This is a genomic window from Streptomyces sp. C36 (assembly GCF_040932295.1).
Lineage (GTDB): Bacteria > Actinomycetota > Actinomycetes > Streptomycetales > Streptomycetaceae > Streptomyces > Streptomyces triculaminicus.
Genome location: NZ_JBFQGI010000001.1, coordinates 478,753 through 496,154, shown reverse-complemented (window position 1 = coordinate 496,154; position 17,402 = coordinate 478,753). Strand labels below are relative to the sequence as shown.

Sequence of the window (17,402 nt, the reverse complement as noted above, 5' to 3'; positions counted from 1 at the left end):
ATGCTGCCGATGGGCTCGGTGGGAATGGCGGGAATGGTCACGCGGGGAGGCTAGGTAACGGGCGGTAACACGGCAATCGCACAGGTGAACTCCGCACCGTTCGCGTGACGGCGACGGTGCTTTCCGGCCATCGTGGGCCGGCCGCCCAGGGCGTGATTACGGGAACCCGCCTTCCGGGAAGGAAGGTTACGCCTGCTGCCGAGCCCGCACCGGGAGGGCACCGTGCCCGTATCCGTGCCGAGACCGCCGTTCAGCCGTCGTACCGCCCTGCACGCGGCGGCCGCGGCGGTGGCCGCCGCCCAGGCCACCACCGTCGCCGTGGCCACCGTCGCCTCCGCCTCCACCACCCCGTCGCCGGACCGCCGGCGGGCACTGCGGGTGATGAGCTTCAACCTGCGCTACGCCTCGGAGACGGGCCCGCATCCCTGGTCCGAGCGCCGGCCCGTCATGCGCCGCCTCCTGCGACGCGAGGAGCCCCACCTGCTGGGGACGCAGGAGGGGCTCCACGGACAGCTGCGGGACATCGTCCGCGACCTCGGCGCGCGCTACGCCTGGATCGGGCTGGGCCGGGCCGGCGGCAGTCACGACGAGTTCACGGCCGTCCTCTACGACACGGACCGGCTCACGCCCGAGGAGTACGACCACTTCTGGCTCTCCGACACCCCGGCCCTGATCGGCTCGGCCACCTGGGGCAACACCGTCGTTCGCATGGCGAGCTGGGTCCGCTTCGCCGACCGGCGCACCGGGGGGCGGTTCTACGCGCTCAACACCCATCTCGACCACGCCCACCAGTACGCCCGCGAACGCGGCGCGGAACTGGTCACCAGCAGGCTGCGGGGGCTCGATCCGTCCCTCCCCCGCGTCGTGACCGGCGACTTCAACGTCGCCGCCCACCGCAATCCCGTCTACGACACGATGCTGGACCGCGGCACGCTGAAGGACACCTGGGACGACGCCGCCGAGCGCGGCCGGCAGTACGCCACGTTCCACGGCTACCGGCCGCTGGTGCCGGACGGGGACCGCGTCGACTGGATCCTGGTGTCCCCCTCGGCCCGCACGCTCAGGGCCGGCATCAACACGTTCTCCGAGGACGGCCGCTTCCCCAGTGACCACCTCCCCGTCCAGGCGCTCGTCGAGCTCTGACCGGCCGCCGGCGCCGGCCCGCGGTCAGCAGGGGGCCAGGTCCTCGGTCTCCACGGCGGTGCGCAGCTCCGGGTCCGTGATCAGGTCGGCGGGGTAGAGGGCGCGGCCGACCTCGTGGGGGCGGGCGTAGACGGCGACGAGCTGGCGGACCTTCAGGGGGTCGGCCTCCACGGGCGAGTCGTCCGTCCCGTCGTAGGCGTCGGGCTCGGAGAGGGCCGACCACATCTCCTCGGCGGCGCTCATGAGCTGGTCGGCCTCCTCCCGCGCCCGCCTCCAGTCGCCCTCGCGGACCGCCTGGTCCATGGCGGACACCGTGCCGAGGATCGTGACGTAGTCCTCGGCCAGGCGCTCTTCCTCGGCACTGGGCTCGACAAGCTTGGCAGCCAGCTCGGCAGCGTACATGGGTCCTCCGTACAGAGACATGGTCCGAGGGGCTGATGAGCCTCGGTCCCGGGTATCGTCGCGCGACCGGGGCCGTCCGCTGTTTGTTGACAGCGCAATGGCGGTGATTTGTCACCCGCGCGGTTGAGTCCCGGCGCGTCCGCCACCCCTTGGGCCCGGTGGCGGCCGCCCGTAACTTCCCCGGGATAGCAGCGGGGTTGCTCGGCCGCCCGCCCCGCCCGCGCCGCGCCCCCGGCCGGCCGGGAGGACCGCGTACGGAGCCTTCGCGCGGCAGCACGCCGGGCCGATCTTCCGCCCATCGGAGGAATCATCGGCCGATCGCGGCCACGGACTCCCGGGGATGTGCAAGCTGTTCCGGGTGAGGGGATGGCTGAGAACTGGCGTTGTGGTCTTGACGGTTACGGCCGGGCTCGCCCCGGCCGGCGCGGCGGTCGCGGACGAGGCGGGGCTACGGGCGGAGGCCGGCGGCGTATCGCTGAGCGCCGTCGCCGGGAGCCTGCCGGCGCTCGCACCGTCCCGCGCGGACGTGGGCGTGCTGGGGGTCGCCGTGCCGGGCGGTGCCGTGAGCGCGCGGGTCACCGACAGTGGTGCGGGGTGCCTGAGCGTCACCACGCGCCTGGTCGCCGCCGACATCGGATGGTGGCCCGCGTGCGGAAGGCCGCGCCCGGCCGTGCCGGTGCGTCGGCTCCCGGCACCGCCGGTGGCCCCGCCGCCCGCGCCCCCGCTTCCGCCTCCGCCCCGGGTCACGCCCGTACGCCCCGCGCCCGCACCCGTCCCCGCCGCGCCCGAAGCGGCGGCCCTCGTCGCGGAGCCTCCGCCGCCGCCCTCCGCCCCGCCGGTGGCGGCGGCGAAGGTCGTATCGCCCGCGCGCGTGCGGCTCGCTCCTCACCGGGTGCGTCGCCACTACGTCGCGGCGCTGGGGAAGCCGCCGGTCCGCGGCACCTCGATGGTCACGCTCGCGCTGATGATCACCGCACCGGCCGTCCTGGCGGCCGCCATGCTGCGACCGCGCTCCGGCGGCGGCGGTGGGCGCCGCCGCTGACCGTGCGCGCTCCCCTCACCTGGCGATCACCGGAGGCGGCGGGCGAAGATGGTCACGGCAGGTCGAGACCGCGCTCGCGCTCCCCCTCACGGTGGTGATCGAATGCTCCCGACCGAATTCCCGGACTCCCGGGACGAACGCGGGGAACCGCTGCCCGCCGCGCGGTTCTCGGCCCCGGCCCTTCCCCGCGCCCACGTCCGCAGACAACGGCTCCTGGACCGGCTCACCGACGGTGCGAACGGGCCCCTGACGCTGGTCACGGGCCCCGCCGGGTCCGGCAAGACGACGCTCGTGGCCGCCTGGGCCCGCTCGGAGACCTGCCGCCGGCCCGGGCCGGTGGCCTGGCTGACGCTGCACACGCACGACAACGCCCCTGGAGTCTTCTGGTCCGGTGTGGCCGAGGCCCTGCGGCGGGCCCTGCCCGCCCTGCCCCTCGACCCGGTCGCCGCCACCCGCCTCCGGAGCGCCGGACGGTCCCTGCCGGACGCGCTCGCGGAGGCCGTGGAACGGCTGCCCGAGCCGGTGGTGCTCGTCCTCGACGGCTTCGAGAAGCTGCCCGGACGGGACGTGCCGGCCGGCCTGGAGTTCCTCCTCGCCCACGCCGGGCCGCGGCTCCGGCTGGTGCTGACCGGCAGGTCCGACCCGCCGCTGCCGCTGCACCGCTACCGCGCGGAGGACCGGCTGTCCGAGATCCGCGGCGCCGACCTGGTCTTCACCCCGCGCGAGGCGGCGGAGCTCCTGCGGCGGCACGGCCTGACGCCGGGCGAGGACGCCGTGCGCACCCTGACCGGCCGCACCGAGGGCTGGGCCGCGGGCCTGAGGCTGTGCGCCCTCGCCATGCGGCGGTCCGACGACCCGGACGGCTTCGCACGCTCCCCCGCCGCGCCCGAACACGCCGTCACCGGCTACCTGCTCGCCGAGGCCCTCGGCCCACGCCACCCCGACGCGCGGGAACTGCTGATACGGGCCAGCATCCTCGACCCCGTCACCCCGGGCCTGGCGAACGCGCTGACGGGGCGCCGGGACGCCGAGCGGATCCTGTCCGGGCTCGCCCGCGTCAACGCCTTCGTCGAGGCCGGTCCCTCACCCGGACCGGACACCGGGGCCTCGTGGTACCGCCTGCATCCTCTGTACGCGGCGGTCCTGCGGACGTACCTGGAGACCGAGCGGCCCGGGCTCGCGCCGCGGTTGCATGCCCGGGCCGCGCGCCGCCTGGCCGGGTCCGGGCAGGTCGCCGAGGCCCTGGAGCACGCGGCGGCCGCCGGGGACTGGCGGTTCTGCGCGCGGGAGGCCGTCCGCCACTCGCCGGTCACGGCCCTGCTCGCCGGGCCCGAGGCGGAGCGGCTCGACGACGTGCTCCGCCATCTGCCCGCGGACCTCCCGGGCGCCGAAGCCGCCCTGCTGGCCGCCGGCCGCCGCCTGGCGCGGCACGACGTCGCCGCCTGCCGCCGGTGGCTCGCGGAGGCCGAACGCCACCTGCGGGACGGGCGCGGGCGCCCGTCGGTGGAGGTGAGGCTCTCCCACGCGCTGCTGCGGCTCCTGAGCGGGCCGGACGAGGCCTGCGCGGACGCCCTGGAGGCCTCCCGCGCCGTCCAGGAGCTCGCGGGTCAGGCGCACCCCGCACTGATCGAGGCGCATCCCGAGCTCGAGGCGCTGCGGTGCCTGGGGCTCGCCCGCGCGCTGCTGTGCGCCGGCCGCGTCGACGAGGCGCGCCGGCACTTCGCCGCCGCCGTCGAGGCCTGCTCCGCCGAGACCACGGCCCTGATCCGGCACGAGGCCCTCGGCATGCTCGCGCTCACCGAGAGCGCCGAGGGCGCGCTCGGCGCCGCACAGGACCATGCCTCGCGTTCCCTGGAGCTCGGCGACCGGCACGGCGTGCCTCCCGGCCGCCGCCGCGCGGCCGGCCACCTGGCCCTCGCCATGGTGGCCTGGGAGCGCGACGACCACGGCACCGCCCGCCGCCACCTGGAGGAGGCCGGGACCTGTCCGGGAGGCGGCGACGATCCGGTGACGGCGGCCTGGAGCGCCGTCCTGCGCTGCCGGGCGGAGGCGGCCCGCGGAAGAGCGGAGGCGGCACTGGCCGCCCTCGACGCGTACGGCCCGCCCCGGGGGGCGTGGGCAGCCGAGCGTCTCGCCCTGGAGCGCTCCGCCGTCCTCCTGGCCCACGGCGACGCCGAGGGCGCCGCCGACGCCCTGCACGAGGCGGGGACGGACGGGCCCGCACTCGTCGTCGCCCTGGCCTCCGCCCACCTCGCCGCGGGACGCACCGGGCGGGCGCTGCGGCTGGCCGCGCACGCCGACCGCTCGTACCGGCTGGACCTGCCGGACCGGGTCCGCGTCGCGCTGCTGCGCGCCCACGCCGCGGCCCTCGAGGGCGACCCGGCCGACGCCCGCCGCCTGCTCGGCCGGGCCCTGGAGGACGCCCGGCCCGAGGGGCTGCGCAGGCCCTTCGCCGAGGCCGGTGCCTGGCTGCCGCCGCTGCTCGACGGGACCGCCGGCCACGACGGGGCCTCGGCCGCGCCCTGGCCCCCGCCACGGGCCGACGGCCACGAGGTGCGCGCCCCCGCGCCCGTACCGGCGCTCGTGGAGCCGCTCAGCGGCCGTGAGCGGGAGGTGCTCGCGTGTGTGGCGCGGATGCTGTCCACGGACGAGATCGCGGCGGAACTGCACCTGTCGGCCAACACCGTCAAGACGCACCTGCGCAGCATCTACCACAAGCTCTGTGTCTCGCGCCGACGCGCCGCCGTCGAACGCGGCAAGGAGCTGCACATCCTCTGACGACTCACCCGTTACGGGCGATGCGGGCGGCCCGCGGGGGTGGCGAAGCTGGGAGTGTCCCGATGCATACGCCGGAGGTGGATCATGTCGTCCTCGCTCAACCCGCGTCCCGGCGGGTCCCAGGCCGCGGCAGAGGGGCTGGCGGTCTTCGCCGCCGTGATGATGCTGGTCCTGGGGTTCCTGGATGTGTTCCGGGGCGTGATGGCCCTGGTCCATGACAACATCTTCGTCACGACGCCCAACTACGTCTTCCATTTCAATCTGACGAGCTGGGGCTGGATCCATCTCCTCCTGGGGATTCTGGCGATCATGGTGGGTGTGAGCCTGTTCAAGCTCTCGCTGTGGTCCAGGATCGTCGGCGTGGCACTGGCGGCTCTGCTGCTTCTCGCCAACTTCCTGTCCATCCCTTACTACCCGCTCTGGTCGATCGTGGTCATCGCCCTGTGCGCGTTCGTCATCTGGGCCCTGTGCGTGGTGAAGCCGAACTCGGCGCCGCCCGGTGGGACCGGTGGGACGACCCTGGGGCCGACCGGCCACTGAATCGCCTGGCTGGACGACCGAGCACCCGGTGGACGAAGACCGCCGGGTGCTGCGGCTGGGCACTCACCCGCGGGGCGGCGGCAGGTGGTGCGCCCGCGTCGCGTAGGCGGCGGCTGTCGCGAGCACGCCGACGGCGGCGGTCAGCAGCACCAGGGCCGGGCGCACGGCCGCGTGCAGCATCCCGGCGCCCAGCAGGCCGCCCACGAACATCGCGCCGACCGAGGCCGCGCGGCGACCCTGGTCCTTCAGGACCGCGGAGGTCCGGGGGGCGGGCGCCACGGGTGAGCCGCTGAGGAGGGCCGTCATGGCCCGGGTGGCGAGCGTCGTGGGCAGGTCCGGCACCCGGACCCGCATCGTCGTCACGTTGCGCGCCCCCATGGCCGCGGCCACCACGGCGGTCACGGCGTAGTGCCGGGCCGTCAGCGCGCCGCCCACGCCCTCGAGGTCCCACGCCACCACCGCCCCGGCGGCCAGCACGACGGCCTCGGTCACGAGCGCCCACACGAACCACCGGTGCCCGCCGGCCTCCTCGCGCGCCTCGGACCGGGCGCCGGACACGACCCCCACGGCGAACCCGCCGAGGGAGGCCAGCGCCGCCGTCGGGGACAGTCCGCCCTCGCCGGCGATGGCGAAGCCGAGGAAGAGCAGGTTTCCCGTCTGCACCGCCGTGAAGACGGGGCCGAGCACGAGGAAGCTGACGGCCTCGACCATGCCCGTCGTCAGGGTGAGGGCCACCATCGCCGTCGTGAGGGCGACGCCGGGCGCCGGCCTCACGGCACCACCGCTTCGGCCGGCGCCCCGTACTCCCGCACCCGGCACGGGCCCACGACGTCATCGATCACGCCGCAGACGATACGGCCGCCGGACACCGGCGCCCGGCCACCGGGGTGCGCGGCGTGGCGCCGCGGCATCCCGGCTGCGGATTTCGTCGTCTGACGGTACGCCATGTTCTGTTACCAGCGGTAGACATGGGGCGAGAGTCACGTCATGATGCGTTTGGGACTCTCTTGACCAAAGTCCCCCTGCAGCATGGATGACCACGGATCGCCCTGCATGTCAGGGAACTTCGTCCGTTCTGCCGTCAACACCCGCAAGAAAGTACGGAATTCAATGAGTCATGTCTCCAGGCGGCGTCTGCTGACGTTCGCCCCCGCCGTCGGGGTCGCCACGGCCCTTCCCCTCGCCGTCGCGACCGCGGGCTCCGCGGCCGCCGCCCCTCGGCCCCAGAGCGCCGGAAAGGGCAAGGGCGCCGCCCGCTCGCTCCAGGAAATCACCGACGAGTGGGGCAAGTGGATGGCCAGAGAGCGATTCCCCCGGTCCAACGGCTGCCGCTACACCGCGTCCACGGAATACGGCAAGCAGAGCTCGCTCGGTGACTACCACCAGCACCAGGTGCGCACGAAGTACACCGGGATCGTCTACGACCCCAGCGCCCCCTCCCCCGTTCCCGGTCAGGTCACCTCCGTGGTCACCAACTACCGCAACGGCACCGACGTCGAGCAGCAGGTCACGTACAAGCAGAGCAAGACGACCGAGCAGGACCTGCGGATCTCGGTGACGGAGTCGCTGAAGATCGGCGTCACGATGGAGGTCTCGGCCGAGATACCGGCGGTCGCCAAGGTCAGCGAGACCACGTCGATCGAGGCGAGCCTGTCCTCGACGCAGGAGTTCGCGCACAGGGAGACCCAGAACTGGAGCGTCGACCTGCCGCTGAGGATCCCGGCGAAGTCCCTCGTCGAGGCGTCCCTGGTGGTCGGCACCCAGAAGTACGACATCGACTGGACCGCCACCGTCGCCATGTCGGGGAACGTGGCCATCTGGTTCAACGAGAAGGTCGACCTCAACCACGACGGGGACAACCACTGGCTGTGGTTCGTGCCGATCGAGGAGGTCTTCCGCGACTGCCGGGCCAACGGAATCATCGACACCACCGGCTATGAGGTCACCGCGGACGGCGTGAACGCCTTCGCGAGCGGCACGTTCACCGGCGGCCAGGGCGTCTCGCTGAACATCAACGCCGTCCAGAAGACGCTCGACGGGAAGCCGAAGCGCGGCGTCGCCGCCGTCCGGACCGTCCCCGTTCCGCTCAACCAGAACGGCAAGCGGGTCATCGCCTCCGGCCGCTGACCGGTGCCCGGCGCACGGGGTCCGCACCGGGGCCGACCCCGCGCGCCGGTGCGTGGCAGGGGTGCACGTACACTCATGGGCCAATTCCGGGTTCCGCTACCGGAAAAGCACCATCAATAACGGGGACACCTTGCTGACGCACATGAATTCCGGTACACGCCGCCGATCCGCGCTCGCCATGGCCGGGGCCGTACTCGCCGCGGTCGCACTGACCGCCTGCGACGACTCCGACGGGACCAAGTCCGGCGCGAAGGGCGGAAATGACAAAAATGCCTCCGCCGAGGCGTCGAAGCCGCTGAAGCTCGGGCAGCCCAGCCCCGAGAAGCAGGTGGACGAGCGCTACGGCAAAAAGGGCGAATTCATCATCACGCCACAGCGCGTCGTCATGGGGAAGGCGTCCGACCTCACCGAACTGGACGCGAGCAAGTACCAGGGGAAGACCCTCGCCTGGGTCTATGTGAAGGCCAAGCTGGCCGGCGGCGACCCGGAGATGAAGGGCCCGATGCTGTCGACCGACGTCGGCACCATCTCCGAGGGAGAGCTGCGCGGCACGCGGCTCATCCTCATCGGCAGCCTCAGCAGCAAGCCCGCCGACTGCAAGGACACCACCGACGGCACGTGGAAGCAGGGCGACGAGCAGACGTTCTGCACCCCCTTCATCGTGCCGGACGGCAAGAAGATCACCTACGTGACCTACGCCCGGGGCTTCTACAAGGAGCCCCTGAAGTGGGCGACGCAGTAGGCGCTCCGGTACGGGCGACGAACGACAGGGCGGCCGCGACCTCGTGCGAGGTGCGGCCGCCCTGCGGCATTGTGCGGGTCGCGTCCGGATCAGTACGCGGAGTTGACGTTGTCCATGGAGCCGTACTTGTCGGCCGCGTAGTTGCAGGACGCGGTGATGTTGGCGACCGGGTCGTAGATGTTCCAGGAGGTGCCCTCGACGTGATACGCCTTGAACGTCGGGTCGATGATCTGCAGCAGACCCTTCGACGGCACACCGTTCACCGCGTTGACATCCCAGTCATTGATCGCCTGGGGATTACCCGTCGACTCACGCATGATGTTCCGCTTGATGCCGTCGTAGGAGGCCGGGATGCCCTTGGCGCGCAGGATGTCCAGGGACTCGCTGATCCAGCCGTCCAGATTGTCGGCGTAGGCCTTCTTCACCGGAGCGGCGGCAGCCTTGGCGGCGGGCTTGGCCGGAGCCGGCTTCGCAGCGGGCTTGGCGGCGGGCTTCATCGGCTTACGGGCCTCGGAACGGCTCGCACGCTCACGGTCGGCGGCATCGGCCTTCGCCTTCACCTCGGCCTTCACCGCAGCCTTGGCCTTCACCTGCGCCTGACCGGCAGCATCGTCCGCGGCCTTCGCCAGCTCGCCGTCCTGCGTCACACCGAACTCCTGAGCACTCAGCGACACCGTCTTCACACCGGCCGACTGAACATCCGCGGCCTGGGCCTGGGGCACCAGGGCGAAGGTCAGAGCGGCGGCACCGGCCACGGTCACCAGACCGGCAGCGGAGAACTTATGAGCCTTGGACAGAGCGGAATAACCGGAGACGGTGGAGCGCATAACGAGCTGAACCCTTCCAATCGCTTACGTCGCAATGGCCGTCAATGGCGCAAAAAGAGCGCCGTTTCTCGGTCGACGGCGCCGTGCGACTCAGCAATTGTTAGCGGCGCAAAAACCCCCTGGCAAAGGTGTGACCTACGGCGGAACGCCGTACCCCCGCACCCCCGACGTGAGATCAAATACCGGAATTCCGCCGCCACTCCAGTACGGCCCTCTTTCGTATGTGAGCCACGCCCCATGAGCGCCCTCACATCCCCGGCCCCCTTCGCTCGCTCAGTGCGACTGTTCGTACACGGCGTGGCAGGCCTCGATCAGCGCGCGCAGCCCGGCGCCCGGCGGGTCCGGTCGTACGGCGAGATACGTGCGCATCGCGGGCGCGGGGTTGCGCAGGGGGCGGAAGGCCACGCCCGGTACCGGCAGCTGGTCGGCGTGCGGGGCGTAGAAGACGGTCCAGGAGGGCTTGCCGTAGGCGATGGTGGCCAGGGTGTCCTGGACGGTGGTGAATTCCGGGCCGAGAACCGGCTCGAAGCCGGCCGCCCGGCAGGAGCGCGTCACGAGGTCGAACAGCGCCGGGTTGCGGGGCCGCGGGGTGAGTCGTAGCGGCAGGCCGGCGAGGTCGGCCATGTCGATCCCGTCCCGTGCGGCGAGGTCGTGCCGTGCGGGCAGGGCCACCATGAGCGGGTCCTGCCACAGCGGCAGCAGTTCCAGGCCCGTGTCCTCGCGCTCCCCTCGTAGCAGGGTCGCCGTGAGCTCCCCGGAGCGGACGTCCTTCAGCCTGGTGTCGGTGGCCGCGGTCACGAGTTCCAGCGGCGCGTCCGGGGCGAGCCGGGCGAACGCGGCGAGGATGCCCTCCAGCCGTGTGCCCAGCCCCGAGCTGGTGCCCAGGCGCAGCGTGACCGCCCGCTCGGTGCGCAGCCGGTCGATCGCGGCGCGGGCGCGTGCCTCCGCGGCGAGGACGTCCCTGGCGTGGGGCAGCAGTTGCCGGCCCGCCTCGGTGAGGGCGACGGTCCGGGTGGTGCGGTCGAAGAGTTCGGCGCCCAGATCGTGCTCGAGGCGGCGTACCTGCTGGCTGACGGCCGACTGGACGATGTGCAGCCGGTCGGCCGCCCGCCCGAAGTGCAGTTCCTCCGCCACGGTCAGGAAGTAGCGCAGCTGCCGGATCTCCATGCCCACCCCATTGATCACTTCTCGTGATGAGTGTAGGCGCGCTTCGCCGGTTGGTCGCGGGCCCGGTCCGCGGTGGGATGGATCCCGCAAGCGATCAAGGAAATCGAGGCGGCGAAGGAGCCGGGCCATGCCGTATCTGAAGGTCGACGACACGTCCTACTACTACGAGGACACGTACTCGGGCGGGAACGGGACCGCCGTGGGGTCGCTGCTGTTCCTGCACGGCTGGGGAACCAGCGGGCGGGTCTGGAGCGCCCAGGTGCCGGCGTTCGCCGGTGACCACCGCGTGGTCACGGTCGACTGGCGCGGCTGCGGCCGCTCGGACAGGCCGCTCGGGGGCAACACCCTCGACACGGTCGTGACCGACCTCGTCGGCCTCATCGGCGCCCTGGGCCTCGAGCGGCCGGTCGTCGTCGGCTCGTCGATGGGCGGCATGTTCGCCACCGAGCTGGGCCTGCGGCACCCCACGCTCGTCGGCGGCGTCGTCTCGGTGGGCGGTCCCGCCTACTGGGCGGCCCAGGCCGTCCCCATCGACGATCTGCTGCAGAACCTGCGCCGCGACCGGACCGGCACCGTGGTCGGATGGGTGCCCGAGTGGTTCGCGCCGGGCGCGGACCCGGCCCTGAGCGACGAGACGGTGCGGCAGGTCCTCGACGCGGCCGTGTCCATCGACGAGCAGATCGCCGGGCTCGCCGGCTACGACCCGCGACCGTCCCTGCCCGGGCTCGGCGTCCCGGTCCACTACCTCCATGGCGAGCTCGACAGCCAGATTCCGTTCGAGGTCGCGCGGACGTGCGCCGCGCTGACGCCCGGCGCCGGTGTGACCGTCATCCCCGGGGCGGGCCACATGCCGCATCAGGAGTCGCCCCGCGCGTTCAACGCCGCGCTGCGGGACGCGCTCGCCGGGATGCGCGGCGCCGCCCGTACCGCCGCCGTCGCCTGAGCCCCGGCCCCGTCCGGCGCGGGCCCGCTCAGCGCGGCGACGCGTACTGTTCCGCGTCGCCGAACCGCGCCAGGACCAGGGCGCCGGCGATCGAGACGGCGAAACCGGCGAGGGCCAGCGGCCTGAAGCCGTGGCGCGTGGAGTCGCCGAGCCAGAGCACCCCGTAGGCGGCGGGCCAGACGGTCTCGCCGATCACCATGGCCGCCGTGGCCGCGGTGACCGCCCCGGAGCTCAGCGCCTCGATCAGCAGGAGGTAGCCGCCGAGGCCGGCGACGGCCACGGCGTAGGCCGACGGCGCGGTGAGCAGGCGCTGGACGCCGAGGTCCGGCAGCAGGCGCACGGCGACGGCGACCAGGCCGAAGCACACGCCCGCGATGCCGCCCAGCACCGCCGCCCGCCCGCGCCGGACGCGCCGGGCGACCACCCGGCCGGCGACGACCAGCGCCAGCGTGACGCCGAGGATCACCCACCGCATGCGGGCGTCCCCGGCGCCGGTGCCCTCGTGCCCGGCCGCGACGGCCAGCAGGGCCAGGCCGCAGCACACCCCGCCGACGGCGGCCCACTCCGCGTGACGCAGCCGGATGCCCAGGACGGCCGCGGCGACGACGGCGGTGACGGCCAGCGACGAGGCGAGGGCCGCCTCGACCAGGAACAGGGGAACCGAGCGCAGGGACACCAGTTCCGCCACGAAGCCAAGGGTGTCCAGGGCGATGCCGGCCAGGAACGGCCACCGGCGCAGGGTCAGCGCCAGCGTCGCCAGGCCCGTCGCCGGTGTTCCGCCGGCCTGCGCCGTGCGCGCGCCCATCGCCTGGAGCACGGTGGCCGTGCCCATGCAGACGGCGGCACAGAAGGCCATGACGACGCCGAACACCATGGACGCACCGTAACCGCCCGGTCGCGAAGGAGCCGCGCACGTCCCTCCTCGGCGCGCCCGCCCCGGTCAGGGCGGCGGGCCGGTCGGCGCCGCTGTCCGGTCAGGGCCGTGCGTCGGCCACCCGGTCCGCGCGTACGCACTCGATCATGTAGTCGCCGGTGTCGGGGTCCACGGTGACACCGTGGGTCTCGCTGCGGAAGCCGGGGAACTCGCGGTCGAAGGCCTCCAGGGCGCCGAGGTAGCGCAGCAGCGGCCCGTCGGCGGTGCCGGTGGACTCGCCGGGCATGAGGACGGGGATGCCCGGCGGCGTGACGGTGACCATGGCGGCCGCCACCCGCCCGGGAGCGTCCGCGAGCGTGACCCGCTCGGTGCCCTCCCGGATCAGCTGCTGGTAGCACCACTGGGGCGGGGTGACCGGCTCGGGCAGGTCCTGGAAGGCCGTGTCCAGCAGGGTGACCAGATCGGCCCGGCGCAGGTGGTCGTGCATGCTCCGGCACAGCTCGCTCAGCGTCGTGCCGGCGTAGCGCCGCGGGTACTGCGCGACGAGGTCGGGCAGGACGCGGTCGAGGGGGGCGTCGTTGTCGTGGAGCGCCTTGAAGTCCATCAGGGCGTCGAGGAGCGTTCCCCATTTGCCCTTGGTGATGCCCATGGAGAAGAGGATGAGCGTGGTGTAGCTGTCGGTCTTCTCCACCATGATGTTCCGGGTCGCCAGGTAGGCGGTCAGGACACGGGCGGGAACACCGTGGTCGGCCCACCGGCCGGTGGCGTCGATGCCCGGGCAGGTGAGCGTCACCTTGACCGGGTCGAGCATCGCGTACCCCTCGCCGAGGCCGGCGAAGCCGTGCCAGTCGGCGCCCGGCTCGAGCTGCCAGCAGGACGGCTGGGTGCGCAGCAGCTCGGCGGGGGCGTCGGCGAAGTCGTGCTGTTCGCCGGTGGCCGGGTCGGTGACCGTACGGGGCTGCCAGACGCCGAAGAACCAGGCGGGCCGGTCCCCCGCCGCCGCCACGCGCCTGCCGGTACGGACCACGGCCTGGCGGAAGCGGACGGCCTCGGTGACCGCCTCGTCGACGAGCCACTGCCCCTGCGGCCCGTCCATCATTCCGGCGGCCACGTCGAGGGAGGCGATGGCGGGATAGAGCGGCGAGGTGGTGCCGTGCATCATGAAGGCCTCGTTGAACCGGTCGTGCTCCACCGGCGCCCGGGGCGAGGACTTCACGTGCACCATGGCGCTCTGGGAGAGCGCGGCCAGCAGCTTGTGCGTGGACTGGGTGGTGAAGACCGTGGGACGCTCGGGGCCGGCGAAGGTGTCGGGCCCCACCGCCATGCCGTAGCGCCGGGCGTAGAGCGGGTGGAAGCGCGCGTAGGCGAACCAGGCCTCGTCGAAGTGCACGCGCGGCGTGCTCGCCGCGAGCTCCCGGGCGACCTCGACGGCGTCGTAACACAGCCCGTCGTACGTGGAGTTGGTGACCACCGCGTACTCGGCCCCGGGCGAACGCGCGGCACGGGCCAGCGGGTTGCCGGCGACGCGCTCGCGCACGGCCGCCGCGCCGATCTCGGCCGGGGGCAGCGGGCCGGCCAGTCCGTAGCCGTTGCGGGTGGGGACGAGGTAGACGGGACGGGCGCCGGACAGGATCAGGCCGTGCAGGACGGACTTGTGGCAGTTGCGGTCGACCAGGGCGATCTCGTCGTGGGAGACGCAGTAGTGCCCCACCATGCGGTCGGCGGTGGAGTTGCCGTGGAGGACGAAGTACGTGCGGTCGGCGCCGAAGACACGGGCGGCGTTGCGCTCGGCGTCCCCGATCGGTCCCGTGTGCTCGAAGAGGGAGCCGAGTTCCTCGACCGAGATGGACAGGTCGCTGCGGAAGAGCCGTTCGCCGTAGTAGTCGAAGAAGGCACGCCCGACCGACGACTTCAGGAAGGCGACGCCGCCCGCGTGCGCCGGGGTGTGCCAGGAGTACTCGTGGGCGCCGTCGAAGTGGCGCAGCGCCTTGAAGAACGGCGGGAGCACGGTCTCCCGGTAGGCGCGCGCCGCGCCGGCGATCCGCCCGGCGATGAACGCCGGGGTGTCCTCCAGCGGCCAGACGTAGCCGACCACGGCCTCGGACACCCACAGCGGCAGGTGGTCGAGGTCCTCGTCGGCCCCGTCGGCCATGACGAGCAGCACCGGCAGGTCCTTGAAGCGCCGGCCGATCTGGCGCAGCACCGCCGCGCCGCCCGGCTCGTCCTTGCCGCTGTCGCCGGGAGCGAGGTCCCAGGCCACCACCGCGGCGGCGATGCCCGCCTCCGTGCGCAGCACCGCCCGCGCGTCGGCCTCGGTGCGGGCCCAGCGCACCTCCAGGCCGTGGTCCTCCACGGCCTTACGGATCCTGCGCAGCTGCTCCGCCCCGGAGTCCGGCGCGTGCGGGTCCTCCCGCAACGCGAACAGAACGGTGCCGACGGCCATGTCGCCCCCCATGTTCCCCTGCCATGCCTTTTGTGATCATCACGCCGCTGAGCGTTCAGTCTCGTCAGGATGAGAGGGGGTAGGTGGCGAGGGAACGGCTGAACCACCCGTGGGAGGGGCGAGGCCGGGGGAAACTCGCTCACGCGCTCGACGGGCCGGCCGCCGGTCAGCAGGCGACGAGCAGCTCGCGCAGGCCGCGGATGACGAAACCGGGCTTCCACTCCGGCTCGGCCACGAGCCCCATCCCCGGTGCCTGGCGCAGCAGTTCGCCGAACACGGCGATGAGTTCGCGGCGCGCGAGGGGAGCTCCCAGGCAGTAGTGGATGCCGGCCCCGAAGCCGAGGTGGGGATTGTCGGAGCGGGTGATGTCCAGCCGGCCGGGGTCGTGGAAGCGGGCCGGGTCGTGGTGGGCCGAGCCGAACAGCAGGGCGACCTCGCCGCCGCGCGGGATCACGGTGCCGCCGATCTCGATGTCGTCGAGCACCCAGCGCTCGAAGAGCTGCAACGGCGAGTCGTAGCGGATCAGTTCCTCGACCGCCGTGGGCAGCAGCCGGTGGTCGGCGCGGAGGGCGGCGAGTTGGTCGGGGTGACGGAACAGGGCCCACCAGCCGTTGCCGGTGGTGTTCACGGTGGCCTCGTGGCCGGCGTTGAGGAGCAGGACGCAGGTGGAGACCATTTCCTGCTCGGTGAGCCGGTCCCCGGCGTCGTGCGCGGCGATCAGCGCGCTGATGAGATCGTCGGCGGGCCGCGTGCGCCGGTGGGCGATCAGGTCCCGCAGATAGGCGGAGAAATCCTCGGACGCGCGGACCGCGCGGCGTGCCGTCTCCTCGTCCGGGTTCAGCTCGTACATCCCGCAGATGTCCGCCGACCAGGGCCGCAGCAGCCCCCGGTCCGCCGCGGGGATGCCGAGCATCTCGGCGATGACGGCCACCGGCAGCGGTTCGGCCACCGTGGCCATCAGATCGCCGCCGCCCTCCGCCACGAGGCCTTCGACCAGCTCGCGGGCCAGCCGGCGCACGGTCGGCTCGAGCCCCTCGACCGTGCGGGGAGTGAAGGCCTGCGACACCAGGCGCCGGATCCGTGTGTGGTCGGGGGCCTCCAGGTCGAGCAGGCCGTTGCCGTTGAGGACGTGGAAGGGCTCATGACCGGCCGGCGGCGGGGTCCGGCCGAACTCCTCGTGCGTGAAGCGGTGGAGGTACGTACGCCCCAGCCGCCGGTCCCGCAGCAGCGCCCGTACGTCCGCGTCGTGCGGCACCAGCCACTGCCGACTGGGGGCGAACCAGTGGACGCGCCCGGAGGCGCGCAGCCGGGCGTAACCGGGATAGGGGTCGGCGACGAATCGGGGGTTCCACGGGTCGAAATCGGCGCTCGCGTCCATGCAACGGATGCTAGCCGGGCGGCCGGGTTGTGGAGAGGGCCCGACGAAACCCAAGGCCCCCGGGAGCATGTCCCGGGGGCCTTGAGGGGTGCTTCATCCGCTCGGTTCGATCAATAAGCGGAGTTGACGTTGTCCATCGAGCCGTACTTGTCGGCCGCGTAGTTGCAGGACGCGGTGATGTTGGCGACCGGGTCGTAGATGTTCCAGGACGTGCCCTCGACGTGATACGCCTTGAACGTCGGGTCGATGATCTGCAGCAGACCCTTCGACGGCACACCGTTCACCGCGTTGACATCCCAGTCATTGATCGCCTGGGGATTACCGGTGGACTCACGCATGATGTTGCGCTTGATGCCGTCGTAGGAGGCCGGGATGCCCTTGGCGCGCAGGATGTCCAGGGACTCGCTGATCCAGCCGTCCAGGTTGTCGGCGTAGGCCTTCTTCACCGGAGCAGCGGCAGCCTTGGCGGCGGGCTTGGCCGGGGCCGGCTTGGCGGCGGGCTTGAGGGTCTTGCGCTCGGTGGAACGGCTCGCGCGCTCGGCGTCGGCCTTGGCCTTCGCCTCGGCCTTCACCGCGGCAGCGGCCTTCACCTGCGCCTGACCAGCAGCATCGTCCGCAGCCTTCGCCAGCTCGCCGTCCTGCGTCACACCGAACTCCTGCGCGCTCAGCGACACCGTCTTCACGCTCATGCTGTGAGCGTCGGCGGCGGAAGCCTGCGGCACCAGCGCGAACGTCAGCGCAGCAGCACCGGCAACGGTCACGAGACCGGCGGCGGAGAACTTGTGGGCCTTGGACAGAGCGGTATGGCCGGAGACGGTGGAACGCATGAGGAACTGAAACCCTTCCGATCGCTTACGTCGCAGTGGCCGTCATTGGCGCAAAGAAGAAGCGCCGTTTCTCGGTCGACGGCGCCGTGCGACTCAGCAATTGTTAGCGGCCCGAAAACCCCCTGACAAAGGGTGTGACCTACGACCAAACCCCGTAAAACACCCAGCC

At 72.7% G+C, this 17,402-nt stretch carries 15 protein-coding genes; 7 read left to right on the top strand and 8 right to left on the bottom strand.

Annotation, left to right across the window (positions count from 1 at the left end; translation table 11 throughout):
• Positions 1-234 precede the first annotated feature (234 nt).
• Positions 235-1,143: an endonuclease/exonuclease/phosphatase family protein gene (locus AB4K12_RS02100; protein WP_368433128.1), complete on the top strand. Its 909-nt coding sequence runs from the start codon at positions 235-237 to the stop codon at positions 1,141-1,143.
• Between the two features lie 24 nt (positions 1,144-1,167).
• Here the strand turns inward: AB4K12_RS02100 and AB4K12_RS02095 are convergent, their stop codons facing one another.
• Positions 1,168-1,545, bottom strand: a complete 378-nt coding sequence (locus tag AB4K12_RS02095) for a hypothetical protein (RefSeq protein ID WP_368432487.1) — start codon at positions 1,543-1,545, stop codon at positions 1,168-1,170.
• Positions 1,546-1,930: 385 nt separating this feature from the next.
• Here AB4K12_RS02095 and AB4K12_RS02090 point away from each other — a divergent pair, with 385 nt between their 5' ends.
• The 3 genes from AB4K12_RS02090 to AB4K12_RS02080 all read left to right on the top strand — a co-directional run bounded on the left by AB4K12_RS02090 (position 1,931) and on the right by AB4K12_RS02080 (position 5,905).
• Positions 1,931-2,587 (top strand): hypothetical protein, encoded by a 657-nt coding sequence (locus tag AB4K12_RS02090; protein ID WP_368432486.1) that lies wholly within the window; start codon positions 1,931-1,933, stop codon positions 2,585-2,587.
• A 102-nt stretch (positions 2,588-2,689) separates the two neighbouring features.
• Positions 2,690-5,365 carry a LuxR C-terminal-related transcriptional regulator gene (locus AB4K12_RS02085; RefSeq protein ID WP_368432485.1) on the top strand — a complete coding sequence of 892 codons (2,676 nt, stop codon included), beginning with the start codon at positions 2,690-2,692 and terminating at the stop codon, positions 5,363-5,365.
• 84 nt (positions 5,366-5,449) lie between these two features.
• On the top strand, positions 5,450-5,905 hold the full coding sequence (locus AB4K12_RS02080; RefSeq protein ID WP_368432484.1) for a hypothetical protein: 456 nt from the start codon (positions 5,450-5,452) through the stop codon (positions 5,903-5,905).
• A 63-nt stretch (positions 5,906-5,968) separates the two neighbouring features.
• On the opposite strand, the gene AB4K12_RS02075 is transcribed toward AB4K12_RS02080, so the two are convergent.
• Positions 5,969-6,679: a YoaK family protein gene (locus AB4K12_RS02075; RefSeq protein WP_368432483.1), complete on the bottom strand. Its 711-nt coding sequence runs from the start codon at positions 6,677-6,679 to the stop codon at positions 5,969-5,971.
• A 336-nt stretch (positions 6,680-7,015) separates the two neighbouring features.
• Here AB4K12_RS02075 and AB4K12_RS02070 point away from each other — a divergent pair, with 336 nt between their 5' ends.
• Both AB4K12_RS02070 and AB4K12_RS02065 read left to right on the top strand, forming a co-directional pair.
• Positions 7,016-8,032 (top strand): ETX/MTX2 family pore-forming toxin, encoded by a 1,017-nt coding sequence (locus AB4K12_RS02070; protein WP_368432482.1) that lies wholly within the window; start codon positions 7,016-7,018, stop codon positions 8,030-8,032.
• Positions 8,033-8,174: 142 nt separating this feature from the next.
• Positions 8,175-8,774 carry a hypothetical protein gene (locus tag AB4K12_RS02065; protein ID WP_368432481.1) on the top strand — a complete coding sequence of 200 codons (600 nt, stop codon included), beginning with the start codon at positions 8,175-8,177 and terminating at the stop codon, positions 8,772-8,774.
• 89 nt (positions 8,775-8,863) lie between these two features.
• Here AB4K12_RS02065 and AB4K12_RS02060 read toward each other — a convergent pair whose 3' ends face one another.
• Together AB4K12_RS02060 and AB4K12_RS02055 are read right to left on the bottom strand one after the other, a co-directional pair.
• Positions 8,864-9,601 (bottom strand): transglycosylase SLT domain-containing protein, encoded by a 738-nt coding sequence (locus AB4K12_RS02060; RefSeq protein ID WP_368432480.1) that lies wholly within the window; start codon positions 9,599-9,601, stop codon positions 8,864-8,866.
• 273 nt (positions 9,602-9,874) lie between these two features.
• Positions 9,875-10,768: a LysR substrate-binding domain-containing protein gene (locus tag AB4K12_RS02055; protein ID WP_368432479.1), complete on the bottom strand. Its 894-nt coding sequence runs from the start codon at positions 10,766-10,768 to the stop codon at positions 9,875-9,877.
• Between the two features lie 127 nt (positions 10,769-10,895).
• Between AB4K12_RS02055 and AB4K12_RS02050 the strand changes: the two genes are divergently transcribed.
• Positions 10,896-11,711, top strand: a complete 816-nt coding sequence (locus AB4K12_RS02050; protein WP_368432478.1) for an alpha/beta fold hydrolase — start codon at positions 10,896-10,898, stop codon at positions 11,709-11,711.
• A gap of 28 nt (positions 11,712-11,739) precedes the next feature.
• On the opposite strand, the gene AB4K12_RS02045 is transcribed toward AB4K12_RS02050, so the two are convergent.
• The 4 genes from AB4K12_RS02045 to AB4K12_RS02030 all read right to left on the bottom strand — a co-directional run bounded on the left by AB4K12_RS02045 (position 11,740) and on the right by AB4K12_RS02030 (position 17,233).
• Complete coding sequence (locus AB4K12_RS02045; RefSeq protein ID WP_368432477.1) at positions 11,740-12,585, bottom strand: hypothetical protein; 846 nt, start codon at positions 12,583-12,585, stop codon at positions 11,740-11,742.
• 100 nt (positions 12,586-12,685) lie between these two features.
• Entirely contained in the window at positions 12,686-15,028 is a 2,343-nt protein-coding gene (locus AB4K12_RS02040) for an Orn/Lys/Arg decarboxylase N-terminal domain-containing protein (RefSeq protein ID WP_368432476.1), read from the bottom strand.
• 166 nt (positions 15,029-15,194) lie between these two features.
• A complete protein-coding gene (locus tag AB4K12_RS02035; RefSeq protein ID WP_368432475.1) occupies positions 15,195-16,406 on the bottom strand; it encodes a cytochrome P450 in 1,212 nt (403 codons plus the stop codon).
• Between the two features lie 110 nt (positions 16,407-16,516).
• Positions 16,517-17,233: a transglycosylase SLT domain-containing protein gene (locus AB4K12_RS02030; protein ID WP_368432474.1), complete on the bottom strand. Its 717-nt coding sequence runs from the start codon at positions 17,231-17,233 to the stop codon at positions 16,517-16,519.
• Positions 17,234-17,402: the final 169 nt, after the last annotated feature.